Origin of the sequence: Pseudomonas lurida (assembly GCF_002563895.1) — a bacterium.
GTDB lineage: Bacteria > Pseudomonadota > Gammaproteobacteria > Pseudomonadales > Pseudomonadaceae > Aquipseudomonas > Aquipseudomonas lurida.
The window spans coordinates 5,808,475-5,828,073 of record NZ_PDJB01000001.1; the positions used below are offsets into that span (position 1 = coordinate 5,808,475).

Here is a 19,599-nt window from a genome sequence, read left to right on the forward strand (position 1 = left end):
TGGAGCGTTGACATGAACCATGGAAGTTTTGTCATTGAAAAGCTGTTCAAGCACTACAACGTTCATGTTGAGCAACTGGGAAACAATCCGCAAAGAAAGACGGTGCTGATGGTCAACGGCGCGCTGTCCACCACCCGCTCCTTTGCCCGTACCAGCAAATGCCTGGCGGAGCATTTCAATGTGTTGCTGTTCGACTTGCCGTTCTCCGGCTATTCCCGCGAACACAACACCGACCTGGACCTGGTCACCAAGGACGACGAGGTGCAGATACTGCGCGCCCTGGTCGAGCGCTTCCAGGTCAACCATCTGGTGTCGGCCTCCTGGGGCGGTATCTCGACGCTGCTGACCCTGGCGCACAACCCGCCGTCGATCGAAAGCTCGGTGGTGATGGCCCTGGCGCCCAACCTCAACCAAGCCATGCTCGACTATGTGGAGCGCGTGCGCGTGTTGATCGAGGCGGATGACAAGTCCGCCGTTGGCCACTTGCTCAATGAGACCGTGGGCAAGTACCTGTCACCCCGGCTCAAGCGCAACAACCACCGGCACTTGTCGACCATGGCCACCACCGAATACCGCCAAGCGCGCTTTCATATCCACCAGGTGCTGGCCTTGGGCGATGGCAACTACCTGCCGGCACTCAGGCAGATTGAAACGCCGGTGCACTTTCTCAACGGCGCGCTGGACGAATACACCCCCGCCGCCGAGGCAAAGGCGTTCGGGCAGTACGTGGGACGCAGCAGCTTTGCCGTGGCCGAACATACTGGCCACTTGCTCGACCTGGAGTCCCGAGAAGCCGCGCTGGCAGTACACCGCGCGCTGTTGGATTTCCTGGTGGGCGAGCACGCTGCGTTGTCGGACTTAGACGAACCGCCAGTGGGAAAAGGCGCAATGGATAGCGCATAATCATCAACACATAGCCTGCTAACAAAAAGGTTTTCCATGCCGAACCGCGTCCCGCTCGATGCCAAGACCGCCCGCTGGCTCCCCTGGGTGGTCGCGATTGCCTTCTTCATGCAGTCGCTGGACGGGACGATTCTGAACACGGCATTGCCGGCCATGGCGCGGGACCTCGCGGAAAACCCGCTGCGCATGCAAGGGGTGGTGATCGCCTACATGCTCACCGTCGCCTTGCTGATCCCGGCCTCGGGCTGGATCGCCGACCGCTTCGGCACCAAGAAAATCTTCTTTGGCGCAATCATGCTGTTCAGCATTGGTTCGCTGCTGTGCGCCTTGTCCAGCAGCCTGACCATGCTGGTGGGCGCGCGGGTCATCCAGGGCCTGGGCGGCGCACTGATGCTGCCGGTAGGACGGCTGGTGGTGTTACGCGCCTATCCGCGGTCAGACTTGGTGCGCATCATGGGCTTCATCACCATCCCCGGCCTGCTCGGCCCGTTACTGGGCCCGACCATGGGCGGCTGGATGGTGCAATACCTGACCTGGCACTGGATCTTCCTGATCAACCTGCCGGTGGGCATGGTCGGCTGTTATGCCGTGTGGAAACTGATCCCCGACCTGCGCGGCAGCGAACGCACGCGCTTTGATGGCATCGGCTTTCTATTGTTTGGTGCGGCGATGGTGCTGATCACCATCGCCATGGAAGGCCTGGGCGAATTGCACCTGCCGCACCTGCGGGTGATGTTGCTGTTGTTCGGCGGGCTGGCGTGCCTGGCGGCATATTGGCTGCGCGCCGGGCATATCGACAACCCGCTGTTTTCGCCGGTGCTGTTCAAGACGCGCACCTTTGCCGTGGGCATCCTCGGCAACCTGTTCGCTCGGCTGGGCAGCGGCGCCCTACCCTTCCTGGTGCCGCTGCTGTTGCAGGTGGCGCTGGGTTACTCGCCGTCCGAAGCCGGCATGAGCATGTTGCCGCTGGCGGCGGCGGCGATGTTTGCCAAATCCATCGCCCGCACGCTGATCGAACGCCTTGGCTACCGCATCGTGCTGACCGGCAATACGCTGGCGCTGGGCATCATGCTGGCCAGCATGGGCCTGGTCAGCGAGCACACGCCCTATCCACTGCTGTTGTGCATGCTGGCGGTGCTGGGGGCGATCAACTCCCTGCAATTCACGGCGATGAACACCGTGACCCTGATCGACCTGGACGACGCCCAGGCCAGCAGCGGCAACAGTTTGCTGTCGGTGGTGGCGCAGTTGTCCCTCAGCCTGGGCGTGGCCTGCGCCGGTGCACTGCTCGGCGGCTTTACGGCCGAAACCGGCAATGACGGCGTGGAAAGTGTGCTCGGCGCGTTCCAGCTGACCTTTCTCACCGTGGGCATCATGGCGATGCTGGCGGCGGCGATCTTCCTGCAACTGTCGCCCACTGACGGCAAACGGGTGGTCAGCCGCGAGCACGACATCGAGCATTGAAGCCGCTGCAAGCTTCGAGCTGCAGGCTTCAAGCCTGGCGCTTACAGCTCGTGACTTGCCGCTGCTCCCCATCCCCTTGTCTGGAACATGCGAAAAAACCTACGGGGGGCTGCTACACTGCGCGACATTTTGTTTTGCAGAGCCAGTCCCGTGACTACCATCGCCACCGCTTTTAATACTTTGCCCCTGTCCGCCGCCATGCTGGCTAACCTCGACTCGCTGGGTTATGTCGAGATGACGCAGATCCAGGCGCAGAGCTTGCCGGTGATCCTCAAAGGGCTGGACCTGATTGCCCAGGCCAAGACCGGCAGCGGCAAGACCGCTGCATTCGGTATCGGCCTGTTGAACCCGATCAACCCGCGCTACTTCGGCTGCCAGGCCCTGGTAATGTGTCCGACCCGTGAGCTGGCCGACCAGGTCGCCAAGGAAATCCGCCGCCTGGCCCGTGCCGAAGACAACATCAAGGTGCTGACCCTGTGCGGTGGCGTGTCCCTCGGCCCGCAGATCGCCTCCCTGGAACACGGCGCCCACGTCATCGTCGGTACGCCAGGCCGCATCCAGCAGCACCTGCGCAAAGGTTCGCTGGTGCTGGACGGCCTGAACACGCTGATCCTCGACGAAGCCGACCGCATGCTCGACATGGGCTTCTACGATGCCATTGAAGACATCATCAGCAAGACCCCGCCACGCCGCCAGACCCTGCTGTTCTCGGCCACCTACCCGGTGAGCATCAAGCAGCTGGCCTCGAAATTCATGCGCGCGCCGCAACAAGTGAAGGCCGAGGCGTTCCACTCCGATGACCAGATCGAGCAGCGTTTCTACGAGATCTCCCCAGAAGAGCGCATGGAGGCCGTGACCAAAGTCCTGGCGCATTTCCGCCCGGCCTCGTGCGTAGCGTTCTGCTTCACCAAGCAGCAAGTGCAGGAAACCGTGGATCACCTGACGTCCAAGGGTATCTCCGCCGTCGGCCTGCATGGCGACCTGGAGCAGCGCGACCGTGACCAGGTGCTGGCAATGTTCGCCAACCGCAGTACGTCGGTGCTGGTAGCGACCGACGTGGCCGCCCGTGGCTTGGACATTGACTCGCTGGACATGGTCATCAACGTCGAACTGGCCCGCGATTCGGAAATCCACATCCACCGCGTCGGCCGCACCGGTCGCGCGGGTGAGACCGGGATTGCGATCAGCCTGGTCGCCCCGTCCGAAGCGCACCGCGCCCAGGCCATCGAGCAATTGCAGAAGTCGCCGCTGAACTGGGACCAACTGGACAACCTCAAGCCGCAAAGCGGCGGTCCGCTGCTGCCGCAGATGAGCACCCTGTGCATCGCTGCCGGTCGTAAAGACAAGGTTCGCCCGGGCGATATCCTCGGCGCACTGACCGGTGAAGCCGGCATCCCCGGTGCCCAGGTCGGCAAGATCGCGATCTTTGACTTCCAGGCCTTCGTGGCGGTGGAACGCGGGATCGCCAAACAGGCGCTGCAGCGCTTGAATGACGGCAAGATCAAGGGCCGTTCGTTGCGCGTTCGAATCCTTTAAGAACGCCGCCTATCGACTGTAGGAACAGAATCAATGTGAGAGCTGGCTTGCCTGCTCCCACATCTGATTGCATTCCATGGCTTTTTTTGTGAGGACACCGTTTTGCGCTCGACCGAAGTTGTGATCATTGGCGCCGGCGCCGCAGGCTTGATGTGCGCGCTGACCGCCGCCGGGCGCGGGCGCAAGGTGATGTTGATCGACCATGCCAACAAGGCCGGCAAGAAGATCCTGATGTCCGGCGGTGGCCGTTGCAACTTCACCAATATGTACACCGAGCCGGCCAACTTCCTCTCGCACAATGCACACTTCTGCAAATCCGCCCTGGCGCGCTACACCCAGTGGGACTTTATCGGGTTGGTGGCCAAGCACGGCGTGCCGTACCACGAGAAGAAACTCGGCCAGTTGTTCTGCGATAACAAATCCAGTGACATCCTCGGCATGTTGCTCGACGAGTGCATCCAGACGGGCGTCAGCCTGCACCTGGACACCTCGATTGAGACGATTGCCAAACTCGACAGTGGCTACCAGTTGCAGACCACGTTGGGTGAGCTGCGCTGTGAGTCGCTGGTGATCGCCACCGGCGGTTTGTCGATCCCGACCCTGGGCGCCACCGGTTTTGGTTACCAGGTGGCCAAGCAATTCGGCCACGAACTGCTGCCGACCCGCGCCGGGCTGGTGCCATTCACCATCACTGACCAACTCAAGGAGTTGTGCGGCGAGCTGTCCGGCACGTCGGTGGATTGTCTGGTCAGCTGCAATGGCCAGAGCTTTCGCGAGAATATCCTGTTTACCCATCGTGGCCTGAGCGGGCCGGCAATCTTGCAGATCTCTTCGTACTGGGAAACCGGTGACACCGTGGAGATCAACCTGCTGCCCGACCACGACGCCCCTACCTGGCTGCAACAGCAACAGGCCGAACGCCCCAACAGCGAGCTGAAAACCCTGCTGGGCGAGATCTTCACCAAGAAGATGGCCAACCTGTTGGCAGAGACCTGGTTCGTGTCCAAACCGATGAAGCAGTACACCCACGCCGAAATTGCCGACATCGCGCAAAAACTCGGCAGCTGGCAACTGGTGCCGGCGGGCACCGAGGGCTATCGCACGGCCGAGGTGACCCTGGGTGGAGTGGACACGCGGGAAGTGTCGTCCAAGACCATGGAATCGCTGAAAAGTCCGGGCCTGTACTTCATCGGTGAAGTGCTGGATGTGACCGGTCACCTGGGTGGGTTCAACTTCCAGTGGGCGTGGGCGTCCGGCTATGCGGCCGCGCAGTACGCCTGACACCACTTCAAGCTTGAAACGCCATCCCCTGTGGGAGCGGGCTTGCCTGCGACAGCGGTGTCGAATTCACCGCCGTCATCGCAAGCAAGCCCGCGCCCTCATTTGGTTGTGTGGTGTTCTTGGGAGAGAGGCTGGAATAAATTTTGCGGTTTGATGTGATCGCCACGCTTGCCGTGGCGTCCTTGATAGCTCAATTTAACGGCATCGTCCCGGAAGACTCCAGACTTCATGTCATCGACCTCGTTCAAGCAGTCCATGCGGCGCCTGTGGGCGCTGGATAAATTCAGCTACAGCATCCGGGTGTTCATCGCCCTCACCGGCAGCATGGCGCTGTGCTGGTATCAGGATGAAATGACGTTGTTGATCCCGTTGTTCCTGGGGATTATCGCCAGCGCCCTGGCCGAGACCGATGACAGCTGGCAGGGTCGCCTCAACGCCCTGGCGGTCACGCTGGTGTGTTTCAGCATCGCCGCGCTGTCGGTGGAGTTGCTCTTCCCCTATCCCTGGATCTTCGCGATCTCCCTGGCCCTGGCCACCTTCTGCCTGACCATGCTCGGCGCCTTGGGCGAACGCTATGGCGCGATTGCGTCAGCGACGCTGATCCTGTCGGTGTACACCATGATCGGCGTGGACCAGCGCGGTGGTGCCGTCTCCAATTTCTGGCATGAACCCCTGCTCCTGGTGGCCGGTGCCGCCTGGTACGGCGCCCTGTCGGTGCTCTGGCAGGTGCTGTTTTCCAACCAGCCGGTGCAGCAGAGCCTGGCGCGGCTGTTTCGCGAACTGGGGCGTTACCTCAAGCTCAAGTCGTCGTTGTTCGAACCGATCCGCCAACTGGATGTGGAAGCGCGACGCCTGGAACTGGCCCAGCAAAACGGTCGCGTGGTAGCAGCGCTCAACGCGGCGAAGGAAATCATCCTGCACCGCGTGGGCAATGGTCGCCCCGGCTCGAAAGTCAGCCGCTACCTGAAGCTGTACTTCCTGGCCCAGGACATCCACGAACGCGCCAGTTCGTCGCACTACCCCTACAACGCCCTGGCCGAAGCTTTCTTCCACAGCGACGTGCTGTTCCGCTGCCAGCGCTTGCTGCGCCAACAGGGCAAGGCCTGCCAGACCCTGGCCGAATCGATCCAGATGCGCCAGCCATTCATCTACGACGACAGTTTCGCCGAAGCCCTGGGTGACCTGAACGCGTCCCTGGAACACCTGCGCATCCAGAGCAACCCGGCCTGGCGCGGCCTGCTGCGCTCGTTGCGCGCCCTGGCGGCCAACCTGTCCACCCTGGACCGCCTGCTGGGCGACGCCAGCAACCCTGACAGCCTGGCAGATGCCACCGACAGCAACCTGCTGGACCGCGCCCCGCGCAACCTCAAGGAAATGTGGACGCGCCTGCGCACCCAGATGACGCCGACGTCGCTGCTGTTCCGTCACGCACTGCGCCTGTCCCTGGCGCTGACCGTCGGCTACGGCATGCTGCATGCGATCCACGCGTCCCAGGGCTACTGGATCATCCTCACCACGCTGTTTGTTTGCCAACCGAACTATGGGGCGACCCGGCGCAAGCTCGGCCAGCGGATCATCGGCACCGCCATCGGCCTCACCGTGGCGTGGGCGCTGTTCGACCTGTTCCCGAGCCCCCTGGTGCAGTCCATGTTCGCCATTGCTGCCGGCCTGGTGTTCTTTATCAACCGTACCACCCGCTACACCCTGGCCACCGCTGCCATTACCCTGATGGTGCTGTTCTGCTTCAACCAGGTTGGCGATGGCTACGGGCTATTCCTGCCACGCCTGTTCGACACCTTGCTCGGCAGCCTGATCGCCGGCCTGGCGGTTTTCCTGTTCCTGCCGGACTGGCAAGGTCGCCGCTTGAACAAAGTGCTGGCCAACACCCTGAGCTGCAACAGCATCTACCTGCGCCAGATCATGCAGCAATACGCCGCGGGCAAGAGCGACGACCTGGCCTATCGCCTGGCCCGACGCAATGCGCACAACGCCGATGCGGCGCTGTCCACCACCCTGGCGAACATGCTGATGGAACCGGGCCACTTCCGTAAGGAGGCGGACGTGGGCTTCCGCTTCCTGGTGCTGTCGCACACCTTGCTCAGTTATTTGTCCGGGCTGGGCGCGCACCGCGAGACCCCATTACCAGCCGAAGTGCGTGAGCATCTGATCGATGGCGCCGGAAATACCTTGGCGGCGAGCATCGATGAAATCGCCACGGGGCTGGCCAACAAGCAGCCGATTGCGATCCAGAGCGATGCCGAGGAGGCGCTGGCGGCGGACCTGGAGCAGATGCCGGATGAGATTGATGAAGGGCAGCGCTTGGTGCAGACGCAGTTGGCGTTGATCTGCCGGCAGTTGGGACCGCTGCGTACGCTGGCGGCGCATTTGATCAAGGACACGAGCGCGGTGTAGACCGACAGGGCCCGCAAGCCGCCTACATCCCATGCTGCTTCATCAACCGCGCATAACTTCCATCTGCCTTCATCTTGGCAATCTCACGGTCAAAGCTGGCAACAATCTGTGCGTGCTCGGGATTCTTCAGGCTGACCAGGATGTGCAGGCTGTTTTCACTCAGCGGCTTGGGCAAAAACTCCACTGCATTACGCACCCGCCCCGACTCGCGCGACAGGTAATAGCGCGCCACATATTCATCCTCCACCGTCAGCCGCACGCGCTGCGCCGCGAGCATGCGCACGGCCATGGCGAAGTTATGCACAGGGACTTTCTGTAGCTGCGCATCCCCGTCGAAGGCCGCCGAATAGGCATAGCCACGTACCACGGCGACAGGGTAGTCGTGCAGTTGTTCGAGGTTCTGGAACTCAATGGGATCGTCGCGGCGCTTGATGAAACGCACGCGGTTGAGCAGGTATTCGCCGGAAAACTGTCCCAACTGCGTACGGGCATCGTCGTACCAGGCGTTGACCAGCACGTCATAGCGCCCGTCGCCCACGCCCATCAACGCCCGGGCCCAGGGCACCTGTTCAAAATCGCTGGCGTAACCCGCACGGGCCAGGGCAGTACTGACGATATCGGTTGCCAGCCCACCGTTGATCAGCGTGGCATCGGTAAAAGGTGGCCAGGCATCCGCTACCAGCCGCAGACGCTGCGCGAAGGCCGGCTGGGCCAGCAACAACACTCCAATCAAAGCAACGGCACGAGAGAATCGCGGCATGCTCAAAGTCCTTGGCAGGCAGGCGGTGGCCTTAACTCAGGCGAAGCCCGAGGTTCTAACAGTAGCTCAGATTACACAAACAAACCGATACCGAACGGACTCGATGATGGCAATTTGACGCCACTCACAAAAATAGCTGATTTAGACAGCGTTGCCCGCTGCGCCTACTATCTGCAACAGACATTGATAAGAGAACACGCCATGACAGTTGAATGGGTCTGCAAGCATCACGATGACCTGGGTAAAGAGCAGCTTTACGCCATCCTGCGACTGCGCAACGAGGTCTTCGTTGTCGAGCAGAAATGTGTTTACCAGGACCTCGACGGGCAGGACCTGGAGGGCGACACTCACCATCTGATGGCCTGGGAGGATGACCAACTGGTTGCATACCTGCGCCTGCTGGACCCGGAGGCCCAGGGCGGTGACGTGGTGATCGGCCGGGTGATCGTGGCGCCAGTGGCGCGCGGCACCGGGCTGGGGCATCGGATGATGGAGGAGACACTCAAGCAAATTGCCGATATCTGGCCGCAAACCCCGATATTCCTGTCAGCCCAGGCGCATCTGCAGGGGTATTACGGGCGGTATGGGTTTGTGGTGGCGGGCGAGGAATACCTTGAGGATGATATTCCCCACATCGGCATGCGCCGCGACTGAGGGCCTCTTCGTAGGCAAGCCAGCTCCCACATTCGAGAGTATTCACAGATCAAATGTGGGAGCGGGTTTGCCCGCGAAGGCGTCAGACGATTCACCACCTACCTTCAGGGATACCCCAGCACCTGCTTCACCGAAGCCAGATTCGCCTCGATCCAACGCCGATCAATCGCTCCCCAACTGCGAACCCGATAGCGCCCGGCATGGTTGCGGGCGCCGTCTTCCTGTTCGAACTCACACACGATGTCCAGGTCGGCCAATGCCGCAATCGTGTCCTGGGCCGTGCGCCGGGGCATGCCCGTCACCTCGGTCAATGCCGGCACACTGCTAGCCTGGCCGCTGTCGATCAGGTAGGCCACGTAAAGGCGGCGGTAAAAGCTGCTCTTGGTCTTGCTCACATCCATGGTCGTTCGCCTTGTGCGGTCAGGGTTTGCCCTGCAGGTCGCGGTAAGTGAGGTATACCCGCAGGTCGAATTCCACCTGATGGTAGCCCGGCATCATGTACTCACAGAGTTTATAGAACGCCTTGTTGTGGTCCGATTCCTTGAAGTGCGCCAGTTCATGTACCACGATCATGCGCAGAAACTCGGGCGCGGCTTCCTTGAACAGCGCGGCAATACGGATCTCTTTCTTCGATTTCAGGTTGCCACCTTGCACCCGCGAGATCGTGGTGTGCAGGCCGAGGGCGCGGTGGGTCAGGTCCAGGCGGTTATCGAACAGCACCTTGTCGATCGCCGGCGCGTTGCGCAGGTGTTCCTGCTTCAAGGCCAGGGCATAGGCATACAACGCCTTGTCGCTCTGCACGGCGTGCCGTTCGGGGTAACGTTGCTCCAGGTAGGCACCCAACTGGTCCTTGGCGATCAACTGGCGCACTTGCTCTTGGAGGGCGGCGGGATAGGCCTGGAGGTATTTCAGCGCGGTCATGGGTTCTGCAACAGGGTTCGGATGAGCGCCAGTGTAGCGAATTCAGCGCACACGGGCGCGGCACCAGCGCGCCACTTCCTCAGCCACCAACGGCTGCGCGGCCAACGGGCCCTGAATGAACGGGCAACCGTTGGCCTTGAGCCACTGGGCTTGCTCCTGGGTTTCCACACCCTCGGCAACCACGACCACATCAAAATGGCCGCAGAGCTCGATAATGCTGCGCGCCATCACTGCATCCCGCGCGGAGCCCGGCAAGCGCGCGACCAGTTGCGGGTCGAGCTTGAGGGTGTCGAACGCCAGGTCGCGCAGATGCGCCAGGGAACAATTGCCCAGGCCAAAGTCATCCAGGGCGGTGCGCACGCCCATCTGACGCAATAACGTGAGTTGCTTGGTCGACTCTTCCAGGTTGTTCATCAGGCTGTCTTCGCTGATTTCAACCTCCAACTGGTGCCCCTGCAACCCATGTCGGTCGAGCACCTGCTGCAGTTGGATCGCAAGGTTAGGCATATTGAACTGGTTGCTGCTCAGGCTCACGCTCAGCACCAGGTCATCATCGAAGGTGGCCTGCCACGCCTGGCGTTGCGCGGCGACCTGTTGATAAATCCACGTGCTCAGTTGGCTGATCAACCGCGCCTCTTCCAGCAACGGCAAGAACAGCCCCGGCGGCACATCGCCGACACTCGGGTGCTGCCAGCGCAACAATGCTTCGACGCCGCGCAGACGCCCGTCCGCCAGGGAAACCTGAGGCTGGTAGACGAGGGTGAAATCCTTGTTGTGAATCGCCGTGCGCACGCTGTCTTCGAGCATCAGTCGCGAACGGGCACGGCCGTTCATTTCCTGGTCGTAGTAGCGATATTGCTGACGGCCCGCGCGCTTGGCTTCGTACATGGCGATGTCAGCCGCACGCAGCAGGCCATTCAAGTCCGAGCCGCAATCCGGGAACGTGGCGATGCCGATGCTGACGCCAAGCATCACATCCAGGCCATCCACCTGCTGGCAGACCGACACGCGTTCGATCAGTTTTTCCGCAATCTTCGCCGCCTGCTCCGGGAACTCCAACTCCAGCAGCGCGGTGAATTCATCGCCGCCCATGCGCCCCAGAGTGTCGTAGGAACGCAGGCAGCCCTGTAACTGCTCCGAGACCCAGCGCAGTACCCGGTCGCCGGCGTCATGGCCCAGGGAATCGTTGACCCGCTTGAAACCGTCGAGGTCCAGGTAGAGCAATACCAACGATTGCTCCACGCGCTCGCTGCGCAACAGGATGTTCTCTACCGCCTGATAAAAACCGCGGCGGTTCAGCAACCCGGTCAATGGGTCGGTGACCGCCTGAAACTCCAGTTGCTGATGCAGATGGCGCACTTCGGACATATCCAGCACCGTCACCACCATCGCCTTCTGTTCGGCAGGTAACGGCGCACAGGACAAGGCCACCGGCACCTGTTGGCCGCGGCCGGTGCGCAAGATCGCATCGTGCAGGCGCCAGGTGTTGCTCTGGCGGTAAGCGCTGTACATCTGCGAATCGAACCATGCGGGCACATGGGGTTTCTGCAGGAAACTCAAGAATTCCTGCCCCTGCAGCTCATCTATCTTGGCATTGAGCAGGCGGGATATCGCCGGGTTGGCGTACTCGATCATGCCCTCCTCGCTCACCACCAGGATGCCTTCGGCCGCGTTGTCCAACACCGACGCATTGAAGGCGCGTGCGGACTCCAGGTCATGGCTCAGGCGCTGCAAGGCCCGGCGATTGCGCTGGTGCTCCAGCAACGCCTGGACCTTGGGCTTGAGAATATGTGGATCGAAAGGTTTGAACAGGTAATCGATGGCGCCGCTGGCGTAGCCTTCCAGCACGGCGGCAGGTGATTGGGCGTTGGCGCTGAGAAAGATGATCGGGGTCATCCGCGTGCGCTGGTTGCCGCGCATCAGGCGGGCCACTTCAAAGCCGTCCATGCCGGGCATCTTTACGTCCAGCAGCACCAGGTCGACTTCGTGCGCCAGCAGCAATTCGAGCGCTTCCAGGCCAGAACCGGCGGTGATGACCTGCCAGTCTTCGCGCTGCAAAAGCGCGCGCATGCTGAGCAGGTTTTCCGCGTAGTCATCGACCACCAAAAGAACCGAACGACCATCGCCGTGGTGTGGAGCGCATTCCATGCTACGTCTCTTCCTTAGGAGCCACTCCGGTCACTTCTGGGAGAAAACCCGGACAAACACTGAGGCCTCACTCTATCTCCGGTTCCATAAAATCAGAAGTAATCGCAGTGCCATCATTGCGCCAATTCTCAGGAAGCCGACTAACGGTCAAGGCCTGAAGCCCACGGAGCATGGGCGACATGGCTTTTTGACACTCTGTTGACGCCAATAAATTGCCAGCTACCGTTTAACAAGAGGCTTAACACCACCTATAAAGAACCTGTCTGGCCCAAGGGCCATAGCCTACACCCCTCTGTAAAAAGGCCTACGCCATGATCGACCTATCTACCTGGAACCTCAGTATCCCGGTCGGCTCCCCGCCCGCCACCATCGACACCCCGAAGCTGATGAACGGCTTCAAAGACCAGTATTTCCAGGCCGAAGGCAGCAACGTCCAATTCTGGACCCCCGTGACCGGCACCCGTACCGAAAATGCCGTTTATCCCCGCAGCGAATTGCGCGAAACCTACGCCGATGGTCGCCTGCGCAACTGGACCTATCCGGATGCGGACAACTTCCTACGCGCCACCCTGGCCGTTAATCAAGTGCCCTCCACCGGCAAGATCGTGATCGGCCAGATCCATGCCTATGACAGCCAGAAGCCGCTGATCAAGCTCGAGTACCAGTTCAAGGAAAAGACCCAGACCGGCAATATCGTCGCCAAGGTGCGCATGCGTCCGGACGAAGATGAAGGACGGGTGATCATCGTCGCGTCGAATGTGCCGCTGGAGAAAACGTTTACCTACGTCATCAACCTCAACAAAGCCGGGCTGCTCAGCGTCTATGCCGCAGACGGTGAGTGGAACGAGCGCATTGGCGCGGCGTGGGGCGCCAAACCGCTGTATTTCAAGGCCGGGGCGTATGTGCAGGACAACAGTGGGGACAGCAAGGAAGGCGCGCGCGTGACGTTTGCGAAGTTGGATATCGACCACGATTGATCCAATCGCAGCCAAAAAAAAGCCCGCATCGCTGCGGGCTTCTGTTTAAACGCCGCAGGCTCAGTTCACCTTGGCGTTCAACTCACCTTTCAGGTAACGCTGATACATCGCTTCCAGGGAGATCGGCTTGATCTTCGAAGCATTACCGGCAGTACCGAACGCTTCATAACGTGCGATACACACATCGCGCATCGCGGTCACGGTCGCGCCGAAGAACTTACGCGGGTCGAATTCGCTCGGGTTGGTGGCCATCAGGCGACGCATCGCACCGGTGGACGCCAGGCGCAGGTCGGTATCGATGTTGACCTTGCGCACGCCGTACTTGATGCCTTCGACGATTTCTTCAACCGGTACGCCGTAGGTTTCCTTGATGTCGCCGCCGTACTGGTTAATGATCGCCAGCCACTCTTGCGGGACCGAGGAAGAACCGTGCATCACCAGGTGGGTATTGGGGATGCGCTTGTGGATTTCCTTGATGCGGTCGATAGCCAGCACGTCGCCGGTAGGCGGCTTGGTGAACTTGTAGGCGCCGTGGCTGGTGCCGATGGCGATGGCCAGGGCATCCACTTGGGTCTTCTTCACGAAGTCAGCGGCTTCTTCCGGGTCGGTCAGCATCTGGCTGTGATCCAGCACGCCTTCGGCACCGATGCCGTCTTCTTCGCCGGCCATGCCGGTTTCCAGGGAACCCAGGCAGCCCAGCTCGCCTTCAACCGAAACGCCGCAGGCGTGAGCCATGGCCACGGTCTGTTGGGTCACACGGACGTTGTATTCGTAGTCGGTCGGGGTCTTGCCGTCTTCGCCGAGGGAACCGTCCATCATCACCGAGCTGAAGCCCAGTTGGATGGAGCGCTGGCACACGTCAGGGCTGGTGCCGTGATCCTGGTGCATGCACACCGGGATGTGCGGGAATTCTTCGATCGCGGCGAGGATCAGGTGACGCAGGAACGGGGCACCGGCGTATTTGCGTGCACCGGCCGAGGCCTGGACGATCACGGGGGAGTCGGTCTTGTCAGCGGCTTCCATGATGGCGCGCATCTGCTCAAGGTTGTTGACGTTAAAGGCTGGGACGCCGTAGCCGAACTCGGCTGCGTGGTCCAGCATTTGACGCATGCTGATAAGTGCCATTGTGTTGTCTCTCCCGGTCGAGGGTCGTTAATCGTGCAAGCCTGCCGTAGCGGCGGCTGCTATTCAAGTTATTGCCGGTCAGGGTGTGTACATCTGACCTGCTGAATCGTTATTGCTGATGAGCTCGACTCACATTCCACTGTGGAACCGAACTCATGTGGGAGCTGGCTTGCCTGCGATGGCGGTGTAGCCGTCACCGAATTCGCCTACTGCCCCACCGCTTTCGCGGACAAGCTCGCTCCCACCGTTGATCTTCAGTGAGCTCACTATTGGGCTTTGCAGCCGCGCCCGATCAAATCATCGGTGGCTACCCAGTAAACCAGGCCTTCCTCACCTTTTGTGTGAAACGCCAACTGGTCGTTGCTGTACAGCACGCCTGAGGCGGCAACGTCCTGTTTGAGGCGGTAGACCTGGTCGGAACCGCCGAGGCGAACATCGACCTCGGTGCGGGCCGGGTTGGCAAAGCGCCAGTTGACCTCGGCCTTGCTGTCGCAGGTCCAGGTGGTCCACTTATCGGCAGGCTCTGCCTTGTTGAACATGTTCATGCTGCTGCAGCCGGCCAACAGGGCCAGGGCTGCCAGGGCGAAAACGCCTTTCATTGCCAATCCTCACAGGGCGACCAGGGGGCCGCCGCTGCTGTCGGTTAGTTGATCAGACCCGTCAAGGGCAACCCTGTTCCTGACCGTTGGGCGCGGAGTCGTATTTCTCCAGCCGTTCGTTGCCGATGCGCTTGTTGATCACCGGCATGGTCTCGGCTTGCCAGTCAGCCTGGTAGCAGCTTTTTTTCTGCTCGGCGCCAGGCTTGCCCGCCTCCGGCGCCGCGCTTGGCGTGCTGCCGCAGCCAGCCAAAAGGCCTGCTGCGATCACCAATGCCAACGACTTGATCATGGGAATACTCCTTTTCCGGATCACGAGCCTCAGCCTTTGGCTCGGGTTTCCAGCACTTCAACGGCCGGCAGCACTTTGCCCTCGACGAACTCGAGGAACGCGCCACCACCGGTAGAAATGTAGGAGATCTGGTCAGCCACGCCATATTTATCGATGGCCGCCAGGGTGTCGCCGCCGCCAGCGATGGAGAATGCCGAGCTTTCGGCGATGGCCTTGGCCAGCACCTTGGTGCCGTTGCCGAACTGGTCGAACTCGAACACGCCAACCGGGCCGTTCCACAGGATCGTCTGGGACGCTTTCAACAGTTCGGCGAAGTTGGCTGCGGTTTGCGGGCCAATATCCAGGATCATGTCGTCGGCGGCCACGTCAGCGATCAGCTTGACGGTGGCTTCGGCGCTTTCGGCGAATTCCTTGGCCACCACCACGTCCACCGGCAACGGCACGCTGACCTTGGCTGCGATAGCGCGGGCGGTGTCCAGCAGGTCCGGCTCGTACAGGGACTTGCCCACCGGATGGCCGGCTGCGGCCAGGAAAGTGTTGGCAATGCCGCCGCCGACGATCAGTTGGTTGCAGATCTGGCTCAGGCTGTTAAGCACGTCCAGCTTGGTGGACACCTTGGAACCGGCGACGATGGCAGCCATCGGTTGCGCCGGCGCGCCCAGGGCCTTGCCCAGTGCGTCCAGTTCAGCAGCCAGCAGTGGGCCAGCCGCAGCAACCTTGGCGAACTTGGCCACGCCGTGGGTGGAGCCTTCAGCGCGGTGGGCGGTGCCAAAGGCATCCATCACGAACACGTCGCACAGCGCAGCGTATTGCTGGGCCAGTTCGTCGCTGTTCTTTTTCTCGCCTTTGTTGAAGCGCACGTTTTCGAACAGCACGATGTCGCCGGCCTTCACGTCAACGCCGCCCAGGTAGTCGGCCACCAGCGGCACGTCGCGACCCAGGGCCTTGCTCAGGTACTCGGCGACAGGCTTGAGGCTGTTTTCGGCGGAGAACTCACCTTCGGTCGGGCGACCCAGGTGGGAGCAGACCATCACGGCCGCGCCTTTTTCCAGGGCCAGCTTGATGGTCGGCAGCGAAGCCAGGATTCGCGCATCGCTGGTGACAACACCGTCCTTGACTGGGACGTTGAGGTCTTCGCGGATCAGTACGCGCTTACCTTGCAGATCGAGGTCGGTCATCTTCAACACGGTCATGGGTCGCAGTTCCTGAATTACTGTTGAGGTTGTTTGGATGCGATGTGCAGATAATGTTCCGCAACATCCAGCATTCGGTTGGCAAAGCCCCATTCGTTGTCGAACCACGCCAGGATGTTCACCAGCCTCGGGCCGGAAACGCGGGTCTGGCTGGCATCGACAATCGCCGAATGCGGGTCATGGTTGAAATCGCAACTGGCGTGCGGCAACTCGGTGTACGCCAGCAAGCCTTTGAGCGGGCCGCTGGTGGCGGCGTCGCGCAGGATCCGGTTGACCTCCGTCGCGTCAGTGTCGCTGACGGTTTGCATGGTGATGTCCAGGCAGGACACGTTCACCGTCGGCACCCGTACGGCTTTGGCCTGGATTCGCCCGGCAAGTTCCGGCAACAGTCGCTCGATACCGCGCGCCAGGCCGGTGGACACCGGAATCACTGACTGGAACGCCGAGCGCGTACGGCGCAGGTCTTCGTGGTGGTAGGCGTCGATCACCGGCTGGTCGTTCATCGCCGAGTGAATGGTGGTGATCGACACGTAGTCCAGGCCGATCGCCTGATCCAGCAGGCGCAACAACGGCACGCTGCAGTTGGTGGTGCAGGACGCGTTGGACACCAGCAGCTCATTGCCGGTCAGGCAATCCTGGTTGATACCGTAGACGATGGTGGCGTCCACGTCCGCCTCGCTGGCCATCGGCTGGGAAAACAGCACACGCGGTGCGCCGGCGTCGAGGAAACGCTGGCCATCGGCCCGGGTGTGGTAGACACCGGAACATTCCAGCACCAGGTCGACGCCCAGTGCGTTCCAGTCGATGCCTTCGGGGGTGGCACTGCGCAAGACCTGCACGCAGTTGCCATTGATATGCAGACAATCGCCTTCGACCCGTACTTCGCCGGGGAAGCGGCCGTGGGTGGAGTCGAAGCGTGTCAGGTATTCGATGCTGGCCATGTCGGCCAGATCGTTGATTGCAACAATTTCAAACCCCGCCGCCGCCCCTCGCTCGAACAGAGCACGCAAGACGCAACGACCAATGCGGCCGTAGCCGTTGAGTGCAACTTTGTAGGGACGCGGTTGGGGCATGGGGTTCTCGATCAAGGTAAGTTCGGTGTTGAATGCAGTATCGCCATCGCGGGCAAGCCCGCTCCTACATTAGACCCAGAGCCAAATGTGGGAGCGGGCTTGCCCGCGGTGGCGCCAGTACAGACAACGCAGACTGACTTAGTCTTCCAGCAGCTCTTCAGCCTGGCCCAGGATGTTTTCCAGGGTGAAGCCGAACTCTTCGAACAACGCTGGCGCTGGCGCCGACTCACCGTAGGTGGTCATGCCGATCACGCGGCCTTCCAGGCCCACGTACTTGTACCAGTAGTCGGCGTGAGCCGCTTCGATAGCGATACGCGCGCTGACCTGCAACGGCAGCACCGATTGCTTGTAGCCGGCGTCCTGGGCTTCGAACACGCTGGTGCACGGCATGGACACAACACGTACGTTGCGGCCTTGCGCGGTCAGCTTGTCGTACGCCTGCACGGTCAGGCCCACTTCGGAACCGGTGGAGATCAGGATCAGCTCCGGCTCGCCGATGCAGTCCTTGAGCACGTAGCCGCCACGGCTGATGTCGGCGATCTGCGCGTCGGTACGCACTTGGTGCTGCAGGTTCTGACGCGAGAAGATCAGCGCCGAAGGGCCGTCCTTGCGCTCGATGGCGTGCTTCCAGGCCACGGCGGATTCCACCGCGTCGGCTGGGCGCCAGCAATCCAGGTTCGGCGTGGTGCGCAGGCTGGTCAGTTGCTCGACCGGTTGGTGCGTCGGGCCGTCTTCGCCCAGGCCGATGGAGTCGTGGGTGTACACGTGGATGACGCGCTTCTTCATCAACGCAGCCATGCGTACGGCGTTGCGGGCGTATTCCATGAACATCAGGAAGGTCGCGCCGTAAGGCACCAGGCCGCCGTGCAGGGACACGCCGTTCATGATGGCGCTCATGCCGAACTCACGCACGCCGTAGTACATGTAGTTGCCGCTGGCGTCTTCAGCCGACACACCTTTGCAGCCTTTCCACAGGGTCAGGTTGGAACCGGCTAGGTCAGCCGAACCACCGAGGATCTCAGGCAGCAGCGGCCCGAAGGCGTTCAGGGTGTTCTGGCTCGCTTTACGGCTGGCAATGGTCTCGCCCTTGGCCGCGACTTCGGCGATGTAGGCCGAGGCCTTTTCCGAGAAGTCGGCAGGCAGGTCGCCAGCCAGGCGGCGTACCAGCTCATTGGCCAGTTCAGGGAATTCGGCGGAGTAGGCAGCAAAACGCTGGTCCCACTCGGCTTCGGTCGCCAGGCCTTTTTCCTTGGCATCCCATTCGGCGTAGATGTCGGCAGGGATTTCGAACGGGCCGTGGGTCCACTTCAGGGCTTCACGGGTCAGGGCGATTTCCGCGTCACCCAGTGGGGCGCCGTGGCAGTCTTCCTTGCCCTGTTTGTTCGGCGAACCGAAACCGATGGTGGTCTTGCAGCAGATCAGGGTCGGCTGCGCGCTCTTGCGGGCGGTATCGATGGCGGTCTTGATCTCTTCCGGATCGTGGCCGTCGACGTTGCGGATCACCTGCCAGTTGTAGGCTTCGAAACGCTTCGGGGTGTCATCGGTGAACCAGCCTTCGACTTCGCCGTCGATGGAAATACCGTTGTCATCGTAGAAGGCGATCAGCTTGCCCAGGCCCAGGGTACCGGCCAGGGAAGCGACTTCGTGGGAAATGCCTTCCATCATGCAGCCATCACCCAGGAACACGTAGGTGTGGTGATCGACGATGTCGTGGCCAGGGCGGTTGAACTGCGCGCCCAGGACTTTTTCAGCCAGCGCGAAGCCAACGGCATTGGCCAGGCCTTGGCCCAGGGGACCGGTGGTGGTCTCGACGCCTGGGGTGTAGCCAAATTCCGGGTGGCCCGGGGTGCGGCTGTGCAGCTGGCGGAAGCTCTTGAGGTCATCGATGGTGACGTCGTAGCCGGTCAGGTGCAGCAGCGAGTAGATCAGCATCGAGCCGTGCCCGTTGGACAGCACGAAGCGGTCACGGTCGGCGAACGACGGGTTGCTCGGGTTGTGTTTCAGGTAGTCACGCCAAAGTACCTCGGCGATATCCGCCATGCCCATCGGGGCACCGGGATGGCCGCTGTTGGCTTTTTGCACGGCATCCATGCTGAGGGCACGAATGGCGTTGGCACGCTCACGACGGCTGGGCATCGCTGTTCTCCTGAGGATTTTGAATAGTGATTGATTAAAAGAAACGCAAAAAAGGACCGGCATTTTCCCTCAGCCACCGCCTGCGGGCAATGACAGATAGTCACTTGTGGGCGTTTTTCCTGTGCTTT

At 61.3% G+C, this 19,599-nt stretch carries 17 protein-coding genes; 7 read left to right on the plus strand and 10 right to left on the minus strand.

Features of this window, described 5'->3' with window-relative positions:
• The first annotated feature begins 12 nt into the window (after positions 1-12).
• The 5 genes from ATH90_RS26535 to yccS all read left to right on the plus strand — a co-directional run bounded on the left by ATH90_RS26535 (position 13) and on the right by yccS (position 7,596).
• On the plus strand, positions 13-903 hold the full coding sequence (locus ATH90_RS26535) for an alpha/beta fold hydrolase (protein WP_098467497.1): 891 nt from the start codon (positions 13-15) through the stop codon (positions 901-903).
• Between the two features lie 36 nt (positions 904-939).
• Entirely contained in the window at positions 940-2,367 is a 1,428-nt protein-coding gene (gene mdtD / locus ATH90_RS26540) for a multidrug transporter subunit MdtD (RefSeq protein ID WP_034109835.1), read from the plus strand.
• A 198-nt stretch (positions 2,368-2,565) separates the two neighbouring features.
• On the plus strand, positions 2,566-3,903 hold the full coding sequence (gene dbpA, locus ATH90_RS26545; RefSeq protein WP_234010495.1) for an ATP-dependent RNA helicase DbpA: 1,338 nt from the start codon (positions 2,566-2,568) through the stop codon (positions 3,901-3,903).
• Between the two features lie 102 nt (positions 3,904-4,005).
• The gene (locus tag ATH90_RS26550) at positions 4,006-5,184 is read left to right on the plus strand and encodes a BaiN/RdsA family NAD(P)/FAD-dependent oxidoreductase (protein WP_034109839.1); all 1,179 of its coding nucleotides are present in this window, start codon (positions 4,006-4,008) and stop codon (positions 5,182-5,184) included.
• 228 nt (positions 5,185-5,412) lie between these two features.
• Entirely contained in the window at positions 5,413-7,596 is a 2,184-nt protein-coding gene (gene yccS, locus ATH90_RS26555) for a YccS family putative transporter (RefSeq protein ID WP_034109841.1), read from the plus strand.
• Between the two features lie 22 nt (positions 7,597-7,618).
• Here yccS and ATH90_RS26560 read toward each other — a convergent pair whose 3' ends face one another.
• Positions 7,619-8,356 carry a substrate-binding periplasmic protein gene (locus tag ATH90_RS26560; RefSeq protein WP_034109843.1) on the minus strand — a complete coding sequence of 246 codons (738 nt, stop codon included), beginning with the start codon at positions 8,354-8,356 and terminating at the stop codon, positions 7,619-7,621.
• Between the two features lie 201 nt (positions 8,357-8,557).
• Here ATH90_RS26560 and ATH90_RS26565 point away from each other — a divergent pair, with 201 nt between their 5' ends.
• Complete coding sequence (locus ATH90_RS26565) at positions 8,558-9,010, plus strand: GNAT family N-acetyltransferase (RefSeq protein WP_034109845.1); 453 nt, start codon at positions 8,558-8,560, stop codon at positions 9,008-9,010.
• A 104-nt stretch (positions 9,011-9,114) separates the two neighbouring features.
• On the opposite strand, the gene ATH90_RS26570 is transcribed toward ATH90_RS26565, so the two are convergent.
• Genes ATH90_RS26570 through ATH90_RS26580 form a run of 3 tightly spaced genes read right to left on the minus strand, consistent with a single transcriptional unit; the run spans position 9,115 to position 12,079 of the window.
• Positions 9,115-9,411 (minus strand): winged helix-turn-helix domain-containing protein, encoded by a 297-nt coding sequence (locus ATH90_RS26570; RefSeq protein WP_034109847.1) that lies wholly within the window; start codon positions 9,409-9,411, stop codon positions 9,115-9,117.
• Between the two features lie 19 nt (positions 9,412-9,430).
• Positions 9,431-9,931 (minus strand): M48 metallopeptidase family protein, encoded by a 501-nt coding sequence (locus ATH90_RS26575; protein WP_010207148.1) that lies wholly within the window; start codon positions 9,929-9,931, stop codon positions 9,431-9,433.
• Positions 9,932-9,973: 42 nt separating this feature from the next.
• On the minus strand, positions 9,974-12,079 hold the full coding sequence (locus ATH90_RS26580) for a putative bifunctional diguanylate cyclase/phosphodiesterase (RefSeq protein WP_034109849.1): 2,106 nt from the start codon (positions 12,077-12,079) through the stop codon (positions 9,974-9,976).
• A gap of 311 nt (positions 12,080-12,390) precedes the next feature.
• Between ATH90_RS26580 and ATH90_RS26585 the strand changes: the two genes are divergently transcribed.
• Complete coding sequence (locus ATH90_RS26585; RefSeq protein WP_034109850.1) at positions 12,391-13,056, plus strand: polysaccharide lyase family 7 protein; 666 nt, start codon at positions 12,391-12,393, stop codon at positions 13,054-13,056.
• Positions 13,057-13,116: 60 nt separating this feature from the next.
• Here ATH90_RS26585 and fba read toward each other — a convergent pair whose 3' ends face one another.
• From fba to tkt, 6 genes are all read right to left on the minus strand, one after another.
• Complete coding sequence (gene fba, locus ATH90_RS26590; protein ID WP_003177554.1) at positions 13,117-14,181, minus strand: class II fructose-bisphosphate aldolase; 1,065 nt, start codon at positions 14,179-14,181, stop codon at positions 13,117-13,119.
• Positions 14,182-14,447: 266 nt separating this feature from the next.
• Positions 14,448-14,780, minus strand: a complete 333-nt coding sequence (locus ATH90_RS26595) for an MliC family protein (protein ID WP_034109852.1) — start codon at positions 14,778-14,780, stop codon at positions 14,448-14,450.
• 61 nt (positions 14,781-14,841) lie between these two features.
• Positions 14,842-15,069: a hypothetical protein gene (locus ATH90_RS26600; protein WP_034109854.1), complete on the minus strand. Its 228-nt coding sequence runs from the start codon at positions 15,067-15,069 to the stop codon at positions 14,842-14,844.
• A gap of 29 nt (positions 15,070-15,098) precedes the next feature.
• Positions 15,099-16,262, minus strand: a complete 1,164-nt coding sequence (locus ATH90_RS26605) for a phosphoglycerate kinase (RefSeq protein ID WP_032879003.1) — start codon at positions 16,260-16,262, stop codon at positions 15,099-15,101.
• 17 nt (positions 16,263-16,279) lie between these two features.
• Positions 16,280-17,335, minus strand: a complete 1,056-nt coding sequence (gene epd / locus ATH90_RS26610) for an erythrose-4-phosphate dehydrogenase (protein WP_069078459.1) — start codon at positions 17,333-17,335, stop codon at positions 16,280-16,282.
• A 138-nt stretch (positions 17,336-17,473) separates the two neighbouring features.
• Positions 17,474-19,471, minus strand: a complete 1,998-nt coding sequence (gene tkt / locus ATH90_RS26615; RefSeq protein ID WP_025857659.1) for a transketolase — start codon at positions 19,469-19,471, stop codon at positions 17,474-17,476.
• Positions 19,472-19,599: the final 128 nt, after the last annotated feature.

What these genes read in the sequence shown, in the direction of transcription:
- dbpA (WP_234010495.1), top strand. Translation starts at nt 2,566, where the DNA reads ATGCTGGCTAACCTCGACTCGCTGGGTTATGTCGAGATGACGCAGATC.
- mdtD (WP_034109835.1), top strand. Translation starts at nt 940, where the DNA reads ATGCCGAACCGCGTCCCGCTCGATGCCAAGACCGCCCGCTGGCTCCCC.
- ATH90_RS26595 (WP_034109852.1), bottom strand. Translation starts at nt 14,780, where the DNA reads ATGAAAGGCGTTTTCGCCCTGGCAGCCCTGGCCCTGTTGGCCGGCTGC.
- ATH90_RS26535 (WP_098467497.1), top strand. Translation starts at nt 13, where the DNA reads ATGAACCATGGAAGTTTTGTCATTGAAAAGCTGTTCAAGCACTACAAC.
- ATH90_RS26565 (WP_034109845.1), top strand. Translation starts at nt 8,558, where the DNA reads ATGACAGTTGAATGGGTCTGCAAGCATCACGATGACCTGGGTAAAGAG.
- ATH90_RS26600 (WP_034109854.1), bottom strand. Translation starts at nt 15,069, where the DNA reads ATGATCAAGTCGTTGGCATTGGTGATCGCAGCAGGCCTTTTGGCTGGC.
- ATH90_RS26570 (WP_034109847.1), bottom strand. Translation starts at nt 9,411, where the DNA reads ATGGATGTGAGCAAGACCAAGAGCAGCTTTTACCGCCGCCTTTACGTG.
- yccS (WP_034109841.1), top strand. Translation starts at nt 5,413, where the DNA reads ATGTCATCGACCTCGTTCAAGCAGTCCATGCGGCGCCTGTGGGCGCTG.
- ATH90_RS26580 (WP_034109849.1), bottom strand. Translation starts at nt 12,079, where the DNA reads ATGGAATGCGCTCCACACCACGGCGATGGTCGTTCGGTTCTTTTGGTG.
- epd (WP_069078459.1), bottom strand. Translation starts at nt 17,335, where the DNA reads ATGCCCCAACCGCGTCCCTACAAAGTTGCACTCAACGGCTACGGCCGC.
- ATH90_RS26575 (WP_010207148.1), bottom strand. Translation starts at nt 9,931, where the DNA reads ATGACCGCGCTGAAATACCTCCAGGCCTATCCCGCCGCCCTCCAAGAG.
- tkt (WP_025857659.1), bottom strand. Translation starts at nt 19,471, where the DNA reads ATGCCCAGCCGTCGTGAGCGTGCCAACGCCATTCGTGCCCTCAGCATG.
- ATH90_RS26585 (WP_034109850.1), top strand. Translation starts at nt 12,391, where the DNA reads ATGATCGACCTATCTACCTGGAACCTCAGTATCCCGGTCGGCTCCCCG.
- fba (WP_003177554.1), bottom strand. Translation starts at nt 14,181, where the DNA reads ATGGCACTTATCAGCATGCGTCAAATGCTGGACCACGCAGCCGAGTTC.
- ATH90_RS26560 (WP_034109843.1), bottom strand. Translation starts at nt 8,356, where the DNA reads ATGCCGCGATTCTCTCGTGCCGTTGCTTTGATTGGAGTGTTGTTGCTG.
- ATH90_RS26605 (WP_032879003.1), bottom strand. Translation starts at nt 16,262, where the DNA reads ATGACCGTGTTGAAGATGACCGACCTCGATCTGCAAGGTAAGCGCGTA.